The organism is Mesobacillus sp. LC4 (assembly GCF_053543455.1).
The window spans coordinates 336339-350312 of sequence record NZ_JBGCUB010000002.1 but is presented as its reverse complement, the minus strand read 5'-3'; the positions used below and the strand labels follow the sequence as shown (position 1 = coordinate 350312).

The following is a 13974-nucleotide window of genomic DNA, read 5'->3' as shown; positions in this document are numbered from 1 at the left end:
ATTAATCCTCCAGTATTTTCTGCATCATATTCACATATTGTTGAGTACACTGTTCTTTAGTGTACTTTTTAAGGAAAACACTCCTGCAATTCTCGCCCATATTTCTACATTTCTCTTTATCATCACGAAGTTCTTTAATTGAATTTACCAATTTTAAACTTTCTCCAACTTCCATTGCATAGCCTGCATTATTTTCTGTTAAATCCTTAGCTATATCAGATTCTTCTCCCATAATGGCAATTACAGGTTTGCTTGCCATCATGTAACTGTAGGTTTTACTTGGTACAGCTAGCCCAGTTAAACCTTCAGCTAAACTTACGATGAAACAATCACTGATATTAAGTGCATCCTGGAAGTCTTGACCATGTAAAAAATCAAAAATATTTACATTATCTAGTTTTTCTTTTTCTACTATTTTTTTTAATGTATCCATTTTATTTCCATGTCCAGCAAATACAAATTGAACTTTACTATCATCTTTGAATTGACGAATTGCATCGACTAGCGTATCAAGATCCTGACATATTCCCATGTTTCCAAAATAGGAGACTATAAGGTTGTCATCTTCTTTTATCGAACGAAATAATTTATTTTTTGATGCATCTTTATCTTCAATTATTCCTTTATCTTCATACCAATTAGGAATTACTTCAACCTGTTCTTCAGATAACTTTGATCTATGGTTAAGTAGATATGCTTTCATCTCATTCGATAAAGCTACTACTTTATTTACATGTTTGAAAACACTCTTATTAACTATTTTCATCATTTTGCTTATAATGCTATCTTCTGAAATACTATTTGTTATATGAGCCATCTCAGGATAAATATCATAGCTTACGAAAATAACTTTAGTGTTAAAAAATTTTGAAGCTAGTGCTGCAACTAATGGTAATACTGGTGGATTAGAATAAACAATTACTACCCTATACTTTCTTAACTCATTGATACGTAAAGCAACAAAAAAAGTGAAAGAAAAGTAGTTAATTAGCCTTCCAATAATGTTACTTCGTTTAAGTTGAATATATTTTAACCTTCTTATCTCAATACCCTTATAAGTTTCTTTCAACGGTACTTCATCATTTAAACTATATTCTTTTGGATAACCTGATAACGCTCCGACTGAAAACCCAGCTTTCTTAAGAGCCTCTGCAGTATCAAAAGGTAGTGTAGCAGAAGAAACATATTCAGGATAAAAATACTGACATAAAAATAAAATATCTTTCTTTTTATTCATTTCATTGCTCCCTACCTTCAGTACTTATAATAGTGTCCTTAAATGATGCAGTCTCGTAATCTATACTCTGACTATTCAGCAAAGTCCCTGGGCTACCAGGCATCTCTTTATCATAAAAAAAAGAGCCAAAGACCTTCCTGATTGTCTCTGACTTTTTAAGGACTATTGAAACAGCCCAATTGAAAATGCTTGTAACTTTTAAGGCTTTCCCATGAGCTTCTGCAATAACTTTTACTAACTCGGTCGTATTTACATAATCCTTATTTTGCGGAAAGTACAAACCACTAACTTCGTGATCAATTATTAATCTTACAAATTCAGATAAATTATCAATATAGATCATGCTACGCTCATTATCTATATTAGGAAAGAATGGTGCTTTTAAAGCCAATGTTGCAAGTCTGCTATAGTTCCCAGGGCAATCCCTTCCATATACAATTGGTGGCCTTAAGATTGCAATTTGAAAGTCATGATCCCCTAGTTCTTCAAGGAGTTGTTCAGCTTCATATTTTGACTTTGCATAAGGTGTCTTTGGTTCAGGAATAGTATTATTTGTTATGTGTCCTGTCTCCGTACCATAAACCCCCATTGTACTTAGAAGTATGAATTGTTTTACTCCATCTTTTTTAGCTTTTTTAGCCAAATCTAAAGTTAAATCCCTATTCACTTTAAAATACTGATCTGTATTATTTTCTTTAACATGAACAATCGCTGCAGTGTGGAACACTACATCATAATCTTTAAATGAGTGTTCTTTCCAGCCATCGTCTCTCAAACTAATTGTTTCTACTAAATATTTAACCGGATATTGCGAAACCCATTTTTTAAAAGACGTACCTATATAACTATTAACACCAGTTACAAGTACTTTTTTCATTTTGAAACAGTCTCCTCTTTAGTAGCAGCTACCTCTTTAGCTCCTGGGTTAATTTCAACTAAGCACTTGTTAATGTATCTATCTTCTCCTAATAAAACAACGCCAACAGTTCTAAATATTATCTTTATATCTAGCCACACACTAAAATTCTCAACATAATAAACATCAAACTTGTATCTATCTTCTAAGGAAAGGTAGATGTTACCGCTCACTTGTGCTAATCCTGTCATCCCCGGACTCATGTTAAGTCTTTTTGAAATTTCATCATTATAGTCTGCAAGGGATGCAATTCTTTCAGGTCTTGGCCCAACTAAACTCATTTCACCCTTCAATACATTTAATACTTGAGGAATTTCATCTATCTTCGTTCTTCTAAGCAGCTTACCAATTGCAGTGACCCGGTCATCGTCTTTCATTACTTCTTGGCCCTTAACCATTTTGTCCGATCCCGGTTTCATCGTGCGAAATTTATAAACTTTAAAGATTTGTTTGTTTAATCCCGGTCGATCTTGCAAGAAAAATACAGGTCCTTTTGAAGTGGTCTTAATTAATACAGATACTATTACCCACAGTGGTAAAAATACTAAAAGTACTATCAATGAAACCGCAATATCAATTAAACGTTTTATAAACCTTTGAAACTTTTTACCTTCCATTACAATCCCTCAACTTCATAATCAATAGGAATTAAATACCCATCACTAAGTTTTATTCCACCATCGTTTTTATCCGTTTTAGCTGACCATATTCTCATTGTTTTATCTCTATCTTTATAGAAAGCTCCTGGATACGGATGTGTAACAGCTCTCACCAACTTATCAACTTCATCCATAGTCATTCTATTTAATATCTCGCCATCTTCTGGCTTTCTTCCCGGCCATTCTGTAGCAACTGCATCGTTTTGCTTTGTAAGTGTAATATTGTTATTAACGATTTCGTCCCAATACTTTGCAATAAGGGTAATGTGCATATCGTCCACTTTTTGATAAAGTTCTGTTGCTGTTGTATTCTGATCTAGCTTAATAACGCCTTGACCAATAATATCTCCTGTGTCTACACCTTCATCCAACTTAAACATAGTTACACCAGTTTCTTTTAAACCTTTAATAATTGCCCACGGTATTGCTGCTCTTCCTCTACCGACTGGTAATAATGTAGGATGCATTCCGATACAACCATACGTAGGTGCTTCAAGAACATCTTTCTTTGCTATTTGGGACCAACCAATAATAAACAACCAATCAATTTGGTGTTCTTTTAAAGTACTAAGAACCTCTTGGTCGTTGATGTTATCAATCTTCAAGAGGGGTGCATTATGTTCATTTGCAATCTCATCTAAATAAATTCTTCCAGACTTATTCTTCGCTTTTTCATCTTTAAGAGTGATGAGTAAATCAAGACTCCCACCAATGCGATATATTTCTTCAATACAGCTCAAACCTAATTGTACACAAGTAGCAAAAGCTATTTTTTTCTTCAATTTATCTCATCCTCTCTTTATCTAGAATCCACGTCTAAATACACTTTCAAAGGCCTCAGCATAAACCATTCCAGCTTGGCCACCACGGTATGCTGCTAATCCTTTGATTGCCTCATTACTTCTAGGATGAGGGTAATCTCTCATTACACCACGATACTGAGCTAGAGCCTCTATCTTTTTATCAACACTCTTTTCACCAACTTCTATAAAGGTGTTAGGTGAAAATTGATTCATCGTTTTGTTTAATCCCCATTCCGTAGATGATGGAACTTCCATGAAGAGTAGTTCTTTTAAAGGTTTAACATCACTTCTTCGTTGGAATAGCCTCGATGCTGCTTGGCAAGCCAGAGAAGTGTGTAGGTGATCGTTATTTAAATCCGCTGGATGGTGTGTGAAAATTACATCCGCACCAGTTTCAATAATTGCATTTTCGATAAACTGTACAAGTTTTAAATGTGGGGCCATGTTGAATTCAATGTTTGGAAATTCTCCTGTAATGACTCTATCAACACCTAGAATATTCATAGAACTATTTACATCTTCATTTAACTCTTCCGTGCTCGGTCTGAAGTTTCTAGCATTAACATCACCTGAAAGGATGCAGACATTTACGGAATGGCCTTCCTGTGCTAATTTATACATAGTAGCTCCTGCTCCTAAAACTTCATCATCTGGATGTGCAATAACAACTAAATATGACATATCATTTACCTCGCTTAATTTTTAGTATCCATTCTTCTTTTAATAACTTTTAGTAGATTAGGACTTAATTAGAATCTGTTATTCTTCCATTCCAACCAACTACTAAACCACTAAAATTGTTATCTACTACTGATAGCCACCTCGTAATATCTATTCAATCTACCTAGCAAATACGAAATAGATATTCTTGGATTTATCACCCTAAACCGTGTTTCTTCCTATTATATATACCATTCAATCAATCTATAATACTCACTAAAAACGCCTCAAACCCTTATTCCGCAAGGATTTCAGCAGGTTATCTAAGCTCGATAGTCAGTTCCCCTTCACCTCCTTAGCTGCATTTTAAAGGGCCGTAAGGCCTGATAAATACGAACATCTCTACCCCAGACCCTCATCCATCCAATAAAGTGAGCCAGTCCACCTACTAATTCTCAAAGAAAAGGAACCCCACCACCATCAGTTTCTTCCTCTCCATCTCCGCTTTCATGATCACCATGCACACTACACTCAACTTCGCCATCTACATAATAAAGCTCTCCACCAACCGGACAGACATCCCCATCAAGCATAGAGTGAGAAAACTGAGTAAAAACAGCCGAACTATGCTCAACTTGTTCAATATTCAAATACTCCCCATACAACCTAGCCATCTCAACCCGATTAACCTCCCATAAATCTTCTTTATACTCATCCATGAAATGACCATAAACAGGAACAGCACTCGCAACCAATATCCCCATAATCACAATAACAGCTAACAATTCTACCAATGTATAGCCTTTTGAATTAAACAAACTATCACACTCCCTCACCGAATTCTCTTATTTTTATTAGGCAAATTCTCAGGAGTCCAAACCTCAAAAAAACACCCCAGGTCCATGACATACTCAATATGAACCCGGGTAAAGTGTTTTGTTATTTAACTTTTTCCTTAGCCATAACCTCATCAAGATAAGCAAGCAAATCAGCTCTCAACTCTTCATTCTGAAGCGCAAACTCCACAGTGGTCTTCACAAATCCAATCTTCTCACCAACATCATATCGCTGGCCCTCAAAATCATAAGCAAACACACGCTGAATCTGATTCAGCTTCTGAATCGCATCCGTCAACTGAATCTCGCCACCAGCACCAGTCTCCATCTGATCAAGGAACATAAAAATCTCAGGAGTAAGAATATATCTCCCCATAATCGCAAGATTAGAAGGCGCAGTCCCAGGTGCAGGCTTCTCTACAAAATTCTCAACCTGATACCTTCTTCCACTCTGTACCGAAGGTTCAACAATTCCATAACGATGTGTCTCCTCATCCGCCACTGTTTGCACACCAATCACAGAAGAATGCGTCTGCTCATACTGGTCAATCAACTGACGAAGGCCCGGCGTCTCACTCTGCACAATATCATCACCTAGCAGCACTGCAAACGGTTCGTCCCCAATAAAGTTACGCGCACACCAAACCGCATGCCCCAATCCCTTCGGCTCCTTTTGCCTGATATAATGAATATCCGCCAGATTAGTAGAATACCGGACTCTTTCAAGGATATCCAACTTACCCTTTTCCAATAGATTCTGCTCAAGCTCATGGGCAAAATCAAAATGATCCTCGATCGCTCGCTTTCCCTTACCAGTAACAATGATAATATCCTCAATACCAGAAGCAATCGCCTCTTCTACTATATACTGGATAGTCGGCTTATCAACAATTGGCAGCATTTCCTTCGGCATCGCCTTAGTAGCCGGCAAGAACCTAGTACCTAATCCCGCAGCAGGGATTATCGCCTTCCGCACCTTCTTCAATCAAAACTCCTCCTTTTTCGCCTAATCTCAAAACTGAAATTCTGCTAAGTAACAAGCAAACCTTCTAACTTAGTATCCCCCAATGAATACTGAAAGGTTTTCATATGAAAAATCTATCAATCCACAAAAAACCAAACCAAGTTCCTTCTATTATATATAGTGTTTATACCGTTAACCTACTTCGCCACCAAAAACACACGGTTCTTCTTACGATTTGCCAAGTTGATCACATACTCCTTAAGCTGAACCGCATTAAAGCTCTCAAACTGCTGAAGAAGATATTCAACCTCCTCCTCCTGCTCCAAAACAGCCTTCCCAATAAAAATCTTAGGAAACACTGGCTCAGGATGAATCTCCTTCTCATTCAATAATTCTTCAAACATCTTCTCCCCAGGACGCAGCCCAGAAAAACGAATAGGAATTTCATCAGTAGAATAACCTGAAAGGGTTATAAGATTTTTAGCAAGATCTACAATCTTAACCGGCTCACCCATATCCAGCACAAAGATTTCTCCTCCACGAGCAAGTGACCCAGCTTGGATAACCAACCTTGACGCCTCGGGAATGGTCATAAAATAACGTGTCATATCCGGATGGGTAACCGTAACCGGTCCGCCTGCCTGGATTTGCTTTTTAAAGAGTGGAATAACACTCCCCCGACTGCCAAGTACATTCCCAAACCGTACTGCGACAAACTTCGTCTGACTTTCCTGATCAAGCTTCTGAATTATCATCTCAGCAATCCGCTTTGTCGACCCCATTACGTTCGTCGGATTCACGGCTTTATCAGTCGAGACTAGAACGAATGTCCCAACACCAAATGTGTCCGCAGCCTCAGCAACATTCTTAGTCCCAAACACATTATTCTTAACAGCTTCCCTAGGATTGTATTCCATCAACGGTACATGCTTATGAGCCGCTGCGTGATAGACAACATCGGGAGCATGCTCTTCCATAATCTCGAACATCCGCTCCCGGTCTTGTACATCCCCGATGACCGGCTCAATCTCAATTTGCTGTCCGTACTTATTCCTTAGTTCCATATCAATCGAATAAATGCTGTTTTCTCCATGTCCAACAAGCACTAATTTTCCTGGATCAAACTTGCAAATCTGTCGGCAAATCTCAGACCCTATTGATCCACCAGCTCCTGTCACGAGGACAGTTTTACCAGAGACATACTCCGAAATTCCTTCGATATCCAACTTGATCGGCTCACGCCCTAACAAGTCTTCTACTTCTACATCGCGAAAGCTATTGACGGCTACTTTTCCAAGCATGACATCTTCAATCTTTGGCATGATCTGCGGCTTGATTTTGGTCTTTGTACACTCTTCAAAAATTCTCGTCAGTTCTTCCTTTTCTAAAGAAGGAATCGCAATGACGATTTTATCGATTTTGTATTTTTCGACTGCTGCGGCGATATCCTTACTTGTACCTGCTACCGGGATACCAAGGATATGCAGCTTGTACTTCTTTGGATCGTCATCAATGAACGCTGCCGGCATCAATCCTAATTCGCGGTTGTTCTTCAATTGTCTTGCTACGAGCGTGCCTGCTTGTCCGGCACCGACAATCAGTACCTGTGTCATGTTTTTATCGGGCTTCAGGAACTTATCCCGAGTAATTCGCCACCAGAAGCGGCTGCCGCCAATCATCAGGATCAGCAGTGTCCATGCGCTGAACAGCACACGGCCGTACACATGGTAGTCCATTATGTATTGGTATAAGGTCAGCATCAGGATTGAAAGAGTTACTGACTTTGTTATTCCGATCAACTCACCGACACTGGCGTACTCCCACGCTTTGTTGTAAAGCAAGAACATCGAGGCGAACACATGGTGGCAAAGCAGGAGGACGATTGCACTCATAAAAACATTTTCAAAGATTAAAGTTTCAATTGATGGATGCAGTGGTATATAACTGATGTATACTGCTGCAAACACGATCAGTGAATCAAGGCCGGCTAGTAATAATAAACGTTTGTGGTAGCTCATCCATATCCCCCTATTACATTCAATTGCTATTTCTAAATAATAATTTTGGTCATAAAATAAATATCTAATGAAAACACACGTGTCATGACATGGATTTTCATTAGATATTTATAAGGTTTATTGATAATAATTAATGGGCATCTAACCCGCCCTCACACCATGCTATCGACAACTCACGTGTCTAAGGACTGCTTTCCCAGCATCCCACAGCATGATCGAGTGCCTCCATGGGTAACGGGTAGGAGGCATCGCCGGTCAGTTCTTCCTGACAATGTTGTATATTGAACCTAGTTGAGATTAGAAGAGTCCAAGGAACTTTTTCTTTTTTACGCGCTGTGGCACTTCTTTGTATACGTTTTGATCACTGATTAGCAACTCGGCATTTTCTTTCAAGAAATACATCATATCCACACCATAAAGGGTATTGATACTGTCGTAAGCGTGCGCCATTCGGAAGCCACGTTTATTTGTGTTGTGTGCATCTGAAGCTATGAAATGCACAAGATTGGCTTCGATCAGCTGCTCAGAGAAGCTCTTGATCTTTTTTCCGAATATTCCGCAAATACTAGAGGCGGTTACTTGCGATAAAGCCCCATTCTTGATCAATTGATAAAGGATCTCCGGACGCTCGATGATTTCCTGGTTCCGTTCCGGATGAACGATGACCGGGATTTTGCCTTCCATCTGCAGATCATACAATAGCTTATCGGTATACCGCGGCACATGGCCGGCCGGCAGCTCGATGAATATGTATTGTGTGTTGTTCAGCGTACTAACTTCCCCAAGTGTGATTCCCTTCAGCAGTTCTCCATGTATCGCTGGTTCCTGGCCAGGGAGTATGGTCATAGGGATATTCTCCGCTTTCAACACTTCATTGAGTTCATCCGTCTTTTGGATGATGTCTTGCTTACTATTTTCATAGCGTCCGTTTTTATGGTGAGGGGTCGCAATGATCGTGTCGATTCCTTCATTAACCGCAGCCCGCGCCATTTCGATGCTTTCTGCCATCGTTTGTGCGCCATCGTCTATTCCTGCTAGTATATGACAATGTAAATCTATCATTGCGCACCCTCACTTCCAAAATTTTGCCACATTTATAGTTCTTTTCTAATATTACCATTTATACCCCTTATGGGTAAACAGGTGAATTTTGTCGAATCCTTGTCGAATGACTGTTATTTGTTTCCATAGTAATAATAATAGTCTGAGCTTTGCAGCTTTTTATGGTTGAGGACTGTTCCCAGTAGCTTACCTTTTGCTGCTGTCAGCAACTCTTTTGACTTAGCCGCTTCTTCCATCTCTGTCTTACCGGAGTAGACAACCAGCAAGGCACCGTCACATTTGTTGGCAAGGATCTGTGCATCTGTTACCGCAAGCACCGGCGGTGTATCGAACAGGATTACATCGTATTCCTGTTTGGCATCCTCGAGGAATTGCCCCATCGCATGTGAACCTAATAACTCAGCCGGGTTTGGCGGGATTGGGCCGCTTGTCAGGATGGACAAATTGTTTTGATCTGTTTTATTGACCGCATCAGCCAGTGTCCGCTGTTTTGATAGAATTGAAGATAGTCCGTAAGTGTTGTTCAGGTTAAAAGTATAATGCACCGTTGGCTTCCTTAAATCCGTGTCGACGAGCAGCACCTTTTTTTCCTGCTGCGCGAACACGACAGCCAGGTTTGCGACAGTTGTTGATTTACCTTCCGCTGGACCAGGTGAAGTGACCATCAGCGTCTTGATTTCTTCGTCGACAGCAGAGAACTGGATATTCGTCCGGATTGTCCGGTATTGTTCTGAAATCGGTGATTTAGGATCATGCAATGTGACGAGGCTGCGCTGCGAGTTGCCCAAAGCTTTTGTATTTTTCTTAAACACCGCTCTCACCTCTCTCCATTTGCCTTTGATCCCGTTTTAATTTTCTTGCTGCCATCTGGTTTTCATCAATAACAGAGATGACGCCCAGAACAGGCATCCCCAATTGTTTTTCAATATCCTGCGCGCTTTTTACCGTATTGTCCATATACTCCAGAAGGAAAGCTAGTCCTACTCCTGCCATCAATCCGACAACCAATGCGATTGCGATGTTAAGCGGCGGTTTCGGCTTGATTGGTGATTGTGTCTGAACATCGGTTGCTTCAGCTAGGACGCTGACATTGTCGACATTCATGATTTCGACAACTTCTTTCTTGAACACTTTCGCAATCGTGTTGGCAATATCCACTGCCAGCTCTTTGTCCGCATTTTGAACTGAAATATTGACAATTTGCGATTCTGATTCACTTCCGACTGTGATGCTGCCTTTCAACTGCTCAGCAGTCATATTTAGATCCATATCCTTGATGACAATGTCGAGAATTCGATTGCTCTTAATAATTCCGTTGTATGTATTGATCAACTGAAGATTTGTCTGAACAACACTAGGGTTATAGACAGCTTGATCGCTCTGCTTTTGGTTGACTAGAATTTGTGTCGAAGCCTGATAGATCGGGGTTAAAAAGAAGTAGCTTACAATCCCGCTAGCCAGCACTGCCGCAAACGTGATTGAAAGGATTAGCCATAGACGTTTTTTTAGTGTATCCAGCAATTCTTTTAAACTTATTGTTTCTTCCAACGTACAATCCTCCGATATTCGAAAAGTAAAATCCAAACAGTATTATAGCACAGAAATTGGCGATTTTTGGCGGCCATGTGTCATTTTTTTTACAAACTTTACAATATTCCCTGCTTATTATAATTTAAACCTATTTTATGTAATTTTGTAGGTATTTTTTGTATATACCATAAATTACTAGAAGTTGTATTTTGACAAATAAAGAAAGACAAAATAAAAATGGCATCGGATGTTCCGCCGCCATTTTTATTTCGCAAGGACGCCCTGCAAATCTATTTTCAGCTGCTCCATCAGCTCGCTGATTGTCATTTTCTCCATGTTGCCGCTCTCGTACGTCTTTTTGATCAGATGGAACATCTGCTCTTGTTGAATTGTCTGATTTCCTTGTGATTCGACATTCATCCTTGTTACCTCCATATTTTCCGCTAAATTCGATTCTATTCTAAATTGGTAGATTTGTAAATATTTTTCCATATAAATATATATTCATTGTTCTTATAGGTTTATTAATGACTTGAATCTTTATTTACCCATGATTTCAACATTTAACCCTCCGGATTGGAAATTCTATATATCCTATGACGAAATGATCTCTAGAGTTAAACATTACTGCGCCCAATTAAAGTTCGGGCTGGTCCGGGTAGTGCCACAGTTCGGGTGGTGACAGGCACCACCCGAATTTTGTCGAAAGAAAAAGCTGGATCACCGATTAATTGTGATCCAGCTTTCGTTTGTTTTTTTATAGGATCCACGCGCCGTCACTGCCGAGGCGGTAGCCGCCGATTGTTGTGTTGGCTGCCATGGCGCCACTGGAGTATAGGTAGTACCATTTGGTTCCGACCTTTACCCAGCCTGTCTGCATGATGCCGCTTGAATCCAGGTAGTACCATTTCGTGCCGTCTTTCAGCCAGCCTGTTTTCATCTCGCCGCCAGAGGCAAGGTAATACCACTTCGTACCAACTTTTTCCCATCCGGTCTGCATGATTCCGTAGCTGTTCATGTAGTACCATTTGTTATTCCACTTCAGCCAGCCAGTGTCCATCTCGCCTGAGCTGTGGAAGTAATACCAGCTTGTGCCGATTTTCATCCACCCTGTGGCCATAATGCCGTCTGATTTCAGGTAGTATTTCTTGCCGCCATCCGTAAGCCAGCCCTTATGCATGGCACCACTTTTCGCAAGGAAGTACCACTTATTGTTATATTTCAGCCAGCCTGTCTGCATGATGCCTTCGCTGTTGAGGTAATAGCGTTTGCTTCCGTCATTGATCCAGCCGGTCAGCATTTTGCCTGTGCCAGCGTCCAGATAGTACCATTTGTATTTCCAATATACCCAGCCCGTTTTTGCTGCGCCGTTTTCGAAGAAATACCAAGCGTTATCGATCAACTTCCAGCCTGAGTTTATTTTTTGGCCAGTGGAAGGGTCGTAATATGAACGTTTGCCGTTTTCGACAATCCAGCCTGCTAGTTTTTCAAGAGCACCGTCCTCACCGAAAGTAAACTGGGTGCCATCGATTGTAACCACGCCGGTTTGCATGATGCCTTCCTGGTTGAAGTAGTATTTTTTATCGCCAAGTGTTAGCCATCCGATTTGCATGGAGCCATCCTGGTTCAGGTAATATTTTTTCCCGTCGAGTTCCAGCCAGCCTGTCTGCATGATACCTTCACTGTTTAGATAGTACTTTTTATTGTTCCATAAGAGCCAGCCAGTGAACTGCTGTCCTTCCTCGAAGTAGTACCAGTTATTGTCGATCTGCTTCCAGCCTGTTGCTTTTGCTCTTGTGGCTCCGTCGTAGTAAGTGCGGATGCCGTCTTCGATGACCCAGCCATTGACATTGGCAAGATAAGAATTGCGGTCTGCCATTTTTGTGTAGCTTTTGGTTATTTCCGTGCCAGTATAATAGAACGAGAGAATCTCACGGTATGACTGCCCTTCATACCTTGCCCTGTTCTGTGCGCCATACTGACTCATGCCGACCCCGTGGCCGAAGCCTGATCCTGTGATGATATAGACGCCGTCTGCTTCGATGACATCTTTTACATAGCGGCTTCTTAGTTTAGGAATGCCGACAGCATCCTCGCCAAGCAGATAGGCTGCTTCCCACGCCGGTATTGTGCCCCTGAAAAGGTCAATATTGTACCTTCCGTCTGCATCTTTCGAATTTTTACGGATGAATTTTACATGCAGGTCGCCTTGTGTAAAGCGTTCGCCTGATGTGAAGGTGTGCAGGTTGAATAGTTCTACGCTGACTACCTTAAAGTTATCAGGGTTTTCACCTTGCTGAGCAAGCAAATTTCCCTTCACTCTGCTGGCAAACTGCTCGTCTGCTTCCTTGATAGTTTCCCACCATACTTCTGGCTGTGGTTTTTCCAATTCACTGCTTGCTATTTGCTGTTTCTGGAGCAGGACTTTCCAGTTCGTCACGTACTCATCCTTTGCCAGTCCGTCGTGTGGGTCTGGCTTTACAGTAAGATACGGATAAGGATCTGATGTAGTCCAATAATTAGAGTTCAATTCCGTGAGGCCTCCGTTTGAAGAGGAGTAGACCGCGTCAATCGGTTTGCCTCCGAAAGTGATATACTCTCCAGCCGTTGCCTCGACGGCGGCGCTGGAATTCACATAATAACCGGCTCTGTCGATTTCTTTTGCCCATAGATATCCGCCATATACTTGTTTGGAAGTCGTATCACTTAAGATATTCTCCTTTTTCTCTACTGCATATGTTCTAGCGGCTAGTGCCTGTGCTTTAAGTGCTTCCGGGTGCCAATATGAAAGCATTTCCTCTGGTACAACACCCTTTACATAGTCTTCCATGTATATGGAATTGACTGGCTTTATTTTTCCCGCTTCACTAGTGAAGTTAAATAAGCCATTATAGGCTTTTTTGTTCAGATAAATGAAACTTCCTGATGTGACCGGCTTCAAGTCTAATGATGTCCCGCATGCAAGCTCAGCGCTTCCTTCAAGCAGGCAAACCGGTCCCCCTGCTGTGGTAGAAATGGTATAGGATCTTCCTTCAGAAAGAATAATTCTATCTTCTATACCCTCAATCACATATTTTCCTTTAATACTCAAAGGCAATTGATCTTTTTGGCCAATGAAATGCGATAATTTAACCTTAACAATCGGTTCTGTCCCCTCAGCCTTTACACCGGGTGCTGAAAGAGCAAATATCGCAATAAACAACACAACAACCGCAACTAATTTCCTCATCATTTTCCTCCTCTAATAATCTCTACCTATCATTCTACTATATTATTGTAAATTACTTAC

13 protein-coding genes are annotated in these 13974 nt (G+C 40.6%); all 13 read right to left on the bottom strand.

The genetic code is table 11. The features are described 5' to 3' along the window. Window position 1: 1 nt before the first annotated feature. Window positions 2-1237, bottom strand: coding sequence for a glycosyltransferase family 4 protein (locus AB5I83_RS08325; protein WP_448974421.1), 1236 nt, complete (start codon window positions 1235-1237; stop codon window positions 2-4). A gap of 1 nt (window position 1238) precedes the next feature. Further along, window positions 1239-2114, bottom strand: coding sequence for an NAD-dependent epimerase/dehydratase family protein (locus AB5I83_RS08320; RefSeq protein ID WP_448974419.1), 876 nt, complete (start codon window positions 2112-2114; stop codon window positions 1239-1241). Then, window positions 2111-2770: a sugar transferase gene (locus tag AB5I83_RS08315; protein WP_448974418.1), complete on the bottom strand. Its 660-nt coding sequence runs from the start codon at window positions 2768-2770 to the stop codon at window positions 2111-2113. The genes AB5I83_RS08320 and AB5I83_RS08315 overlap by 4 nt, the downstream gene beginning before the upstream one ends. After that, window positions 2770-3594 (bottom strand): formyltransferase family protein, encoded by an 825-nt coding sequence (locus AB5I83_RS08310; protein WP_448974416.1) that lies wholly within the window; start codon window positions 3592-3594, stop codon window positions 2770-2772. The genes AB5I83_RS08315 and AB5I83_RS08310 overlap by 1 nt, the downstream gene beginning before the upstream one ends. 21 nt (window positions 3595-3615) lie before the next feature. Next, window positions 3616-4296, bottom strand: a complete 681-nt coding sequence (locus AB5I83_RS08305) for a PIG-L deacetylase family protein (RefSeq protein ID WP_448974414.1) — start codon at window positions 4294-4296, stop codon at window positions 3616-3618. A 434-nt stretch (window positions 4297-4730) separates the two neighbouring features. Beyond that, window positions 4731-5093 carry a pilus assembly FimT family protein gene (locus AB5I83_RS08300; protein ID WP_448974412.1) on the bottom strand — a complete coding sequence of 121 codons (363 nt, stop codon included), beginning with the start codon at window positions 5091-5093 and terminating at the stop codon, window positions 4731-4733. 121 nt (window positions 5094-5214) lie between these two features. Further along, window positions 5215-6096 carry a UTP--glucose-1-phosphate uridylyltransferase GalU gene (gene galU / locus AB5I83_RS08295; RefSeq protein ID WP_448974411.1) on the bottom strand — a complete coding sequence of 294 codons (882 nt, stop codon included), beginning with the start codon at window positions 6094-6096 and terminating at the stop codon, window positions 5215-5217. Between the two features lie 176 nt (window positions 6097-6272). Beyond that, the gene (locus AB5I83_RS08290) at window positions 6273-8093 is read right to left on the bottom strand and encodes a polysaccharide biosynthesis protein (protein ID WP_448974409.1); all 1821 of its coding nucleotides are present in this window, start codon (window positions 8091-8093) and stop codon (window positions 6273-6275) included. A gap of 297 nt (window positions 8094-8390) precedes the next feature. Next, window positions 8391-9155, bottom strand: coding sequence for a tyrosine-protein phosphatase (locus tag AB5I83_RS08285; protein WP_448974407.1), 765 nt, complete (start codon window positions 9153-9155; stop codon window positions 8391-8393). A 113-nt stretch (window positions 9156-9268) separates the two neighbouring features. Further along, entirely contained in the window at window positions 9269-9967 is a 699-nt protein-coding gene (locus AB5I83_RS08280) for a CpsD/CapB family tyrosine-protein kinase (RefSeq protein ID WP_448974405.1), read from the bottom strand. Continuing rightward, window positions 9960-10703 (bottom strand): YveK family protein, encoded by a 744-nt coding sequence (locus AB5I83_RS08275; RefSeq protein WP_448974403.1) that lies wholly within the window; start codon window positions 10701-10703, stop codon window positions 9960-9962. The genes AB5I83_RS08280 and AB5I83_RS08275 overlap by 8 nt, the downstream gene beginning before the upstream one ends. A gap of 246 nt (window positions 10704-10949) precedes the next feature. Next, entirely contained in the window at window positions 10950-11105 is a 156-nt protein-coding gene (locus AB5I83_RS08270; RefSeq protein ID WP_448974401.1) for a hypothetical protein, read from the bottom strand. Window positions 11106-11442: 337 nt separating this feature from the next. After that, on the bottom strand, window positions 11443-13917 hold the full coding sequence (locus AB5I83_RS08265) for a SpoIID/LytB domain-containing protein (protein WP_448974400.1): 2475 nt from the start codon (window positions 13915-13917) through the stop codon (window positions 11443-11445). Window positions 13918-13974 lie beyond the last annotated feature (57 nt).